Below are 3395 nucleotides of genomic sequence, written 5' to 3' on the forward strand. Positions count from 1 at the left end.
GCGCAGCGCCAGGGTCGGAATCACCACCCGGGGCCCGATCCAGATCGACGAGTCGCGGGTGAACACGAGGTTCGGCAGCGGGTCGATGACGAAGTCGCCGCCGTGGTGCATGCGAAGCACCAGCGACACGTCGGTCCGGGTGTCCGACGGCAGCTCGTTGAACGTCATGCCCGCCATCAGCACCTGAGCCAATCTGTGCGGTTCCAGGCCCCGCAGGTAAGCCGAGACTTCTTGCGCCAACGGCAAACCGAGCCGGCGTGCGTCGACGGCGGCGGCGACGCCCTGCATCCGCGCCGCCCCGCTGTGGGTCAGCGCCTCGGTCAGCAGGTCCGACAGCAGCAGCACCTCGATGCCGCGGGAGCGCAGCAGTTCGGCGAACTGGTCGTGCTCGGATTGCGCGCCCGCGACCCACGGCAGCCCGTCGAACAGCAACTGGTCGAGGTTGCGCGGGTTGAGCCGCCGCAACTCCCCGCCGGGGCGGTGCACGATGACCACCCGTAGCGGGCCCACCTCAGAATCCGTGCCCAGCAGATCAGCCACGGGTTCACGTTAGCGGCGCCGGGCGCGATTGGCCGGGCCCACACGCCCACCGCGCGAGCCCTGCGATCGAACGGGTGTGCGATAAACTCGGCGGCGTGGAGATGGCGGTACAAGGCTCCCTGTTCCAGCACACCGAGCGCAGACAACTAGGCGATGGCGCCTTCGTCGAAATCCGCGCCGGCTGGCTCACCGACGCCGATGAGCTGCTCGACCCGCTACTGTCCTCGGTTCCCTGGCGGGAGGAACGCCGCCAGATGTACGACCGGGTGGTCGACGTGCCGCGGCTGGTGAGTTTTCACGACCTCACCCTCGATGAGCCTCCCCATCCCCTGCTGGCCAAGCTGCGCCGGCGGCTCAACGACATCTATGCGGGCGAGCTCGGCGAGCCGTTCACCACCGTCGGGTTGTGTTGCTACCGCGACGGCTCCGACAGCGTCGCGTGGCATGGCGACACCATCGGCCGCAGCAGCACGCAGGACACCATGGTGGCGATCATCAGCCTGGGCGCCACCCGGACCTTCGCGATGCGGCGGCGTGGGGGTGGCCCGTCGCTGCGGCTGCCGCAGGCGCACGGGGATCTGCTCGTGATGGGCGGGTCATGCCAGCGGACCTGGGAGCACGCCGTGCCCAAGACGTCGACTCCCGTCGGCCCGCGCATCAGCATTCAGTTCAGGCCGCGCGGCGTGCGCTAGCGACAGCCCCTCAGCTGCGGACGGCCTGCACCGCCTTGACGAGGAGGTCGCGCGCCCGTTGGGTGTCGACCGGCGCCACCGGCTTGTCGGGGATCACCAGCGGGTTCGCCGTGACGATCACCTGGTAGTCACCGAACTGGGCCGAATAGTCATACAACTCCCCGGTGCGGGCACCCCCGGCGACCAGGGCCTGCAGCACCCGGTGCACACCCATCGTCTGAGTCCCGTCGATCTGTGGCGCGTCGACCACCTCGATGCCGCCCCGCAGCTGGGGCCCGGAGAATGCCACCTTTTTGCAGTCCTTGCCGGGGTCGTTGACCGGTAAGGCTTTTGACGTCTCCACGGCGATGACGACGAACCGATTGCCGTTGCCTTCGGCCGAGACCGCGGCCATATTGCCCTGCAAGTCCGGCGGCATGTCCGGTCCTACCGCCGCTTTCGCGCAATTCGCCGGATCGAATTTCAGTCCCTCCGGCAGCTTTCGGGCCGACAGCAGCTTGGGATCGATCGCGCGTTCACTGGTGTCGCCGACCTTGTATTCGGGCCCGAAGGCCGACTTCAACTCGGCGACCTTGCTGATGTCGGCCTTCGAGGAGTTTGCAGCCGAAGAGCAGCCGGCGAGCACGCACACCGCGGCGGCCGCGGGCAACAGCTTCAACATCGGGGCCAATCTACCTAAGGCGAGCGGTTCAGCTACGCAGCGCGGACACCGTTTTGACGAGCAGATCAGCGGCGAAGCGCGGTGGTAGCGCCGCGACCACCGACCCAGGGTCCGTGGTCAGAGTGGTGAACGCGTAATAGCTGCCCAAATACGCGGTGAATGTATATGTGCGCGAGTCGATCTCGGTGCCCGATTCGACGGATGACTTGGTGTCGGCCACCATGCCGAGGGTTTCGGCACCGTCGATGTGAGGGGCATCGGTGAGACGAACGCCGGCCGTGGTGTGGCCGCCCGTCATGCTCCATTGCCCGCATGGCGCGATCAGATCACGGGGGAAGTCCACCGGTCCCGGCAAAGCCACGACCACCGCATCGACGATCCCGCCGCCGCCCGACCCCGACACGCCTTGCGCCGATTGATCGAGTCCCTTTCCGGGGTCGGCAAGTATCCCGCATTGCGGCGGCTTGGCCTTGCTGTCCGACGCGTCGGCGCCGAGGCTCCAGATCACTCTCGGCGTGGCGCCGTCGGGGATCGCCGTGGTCACCTCATAACCGGGTGGCAAGTCGCGCACGACCCGCTTGATGTTGCCGGGGTTGACGGCGGTAGCAGCAGGCGACGGCGATGGCGGCGTGGACGCCCGCGGGGGTGGATGGGAATGGGCGCAAGCGACGCCCAGCAGAGCCGCCGTCAGGGCAATCCCGCAGCGCCGTATGCCCGTCAGCTGACGACCTCGATCATCTGGCGGGCAACGCGTTTGATCTCGTTGGCCGTCTCTTTTTTGATGACGGTGTCGCGCCGGCGAGGCACGCCGATGACGGTAGTGATGACTCCGATGTCTTCGCGCTGCCATACCGCGCCGTACCGGTCCATGATCGAGCGCATCGGCACGTTGTCCGCGAGCATCCGCGCCGAGAATCGTTCGACTCCATTGACGCGGGCGGCAATCGACAGCGCGCCGATCAGGAAGGTCCCGATGCCGCGGCCCTGGTAGGCGTCGGCGACGGTGAACGCGATCTCGGCGATCGTCGGGTCGTGTTCGTCGCGGACGAAGCGAGCGTCGGCCACCGGGTCGCCGCCGTCGGTCATCACCCAGACGAAATGGTCGACATAGTCGACCTCCGCCAGGTAGTGCATCAGCGCCGGGGTCGGAATCCTGGCCGACATGAACCGCCGGTACAGCGTCTCGCTGGAGAATTGGACGTGCCCGTGCACGGTCCGCTCCCTGTCGCCCGGCAGGACCGGGCGCAGCAGCAGCAGGGATCCGTCGCGAACCCGTACGGGGATGGGCGTGATGAAAGCGGCCAATCGCTGGCGCACCGTGCGCAGTAACCGGGGCATGATTCCCGGAATGTGCGCCATCTGAGCGAACGCGTCGTTGTCGCCGATCCAGCCGGTCAGCGGTTCGACTGTGGTGACCGTGGCGGTTCGCGGGATCTTGCGCAGCAGGGCGATCTCGCCGACGAGCATGCAGGGCAGCGCCGGCTCGGTGATCACCACGCCGT

Annotated in this window: 5 protein-coding genes; 1 reads left to right on the top strand and 4 read right to left on the bottom strand. The window is 67.7% G+C overall.

Translation table 11 applies throughout. From position 1 onward, the window contains the following. Positions 1-540: arginine deiminase family protein (locus JOZ00_RS16435; protein ID WP_293345379.1), on the bottom strand; the 540-nt coding region annotated here is incomplete at its 3' end. 95 nt (positions 541-635) lie between these two features. Here JOZ00_RS16435 and JOZ00_RS16440 point away from each other — a divergent pair. Beyond that, positions 636-1232 carry an alpha-ketoglutarate-dependent dioxygenase AlkB gene (locus tag JOZ00_RS16440; RefSeq protein WP_293345381.1) on the top strand — a complete coding sequence of 199 codons (597 nt, stop codon included), beginning with the start codon at positions 636-638 and terminating at the stop codon, positions 1230-1232. 10 nt (positions 1233-1242) lie between these two features. Here the strand turns inward: JOZ00_RS16440 and JOZ00_RS16445 are convergent, their stop codons facing one another. The 3 genes from JOZ00_RS16445 to JOZ00_RS16455 all read right to left on the bottom strand — a co-directional run. Then, complete coding sequence (locus JOZ00_RS16445) at positions 1243-1893, bottom strand: DUF5642 family protein (protein WP_293345383.1); 651 nt, start codon at positions 1891-1893, stop codon at positions 1243-1245. A gap of 28 nt (positions 1894-1921) precedes the next feature. Next, positions 1922-2605 (bottom strand): DUF5642 family protein, encoded by a 684-nt coding sequence (locus tag JOZ00_RS16450; RefSeq protein WP_293345387.1) that lies wholly within the window; start codon positions 2603-2605, stop codon positions 1922-1924. Positions 2606-2610: 5 nt separating this feature from the next. After that, positions 2611-3395, bottom strand: a 785-nt coding sequence (locus tag JOZ00_RS16455; RefSeq protein WP_293345385.1) for a GNAT family N-acetyltransferase, incomplete at its 5' end; no start/stop codon positions are given.

It is taken from the genome of Mycobacterium sp. (assembly GCF_019243155.1).
Classification (GTDB): Bacteria; Actinomycetota; Actinomycetes; order Mycobacteriales; family Mycobacteriaceae; genus Mycobacterium.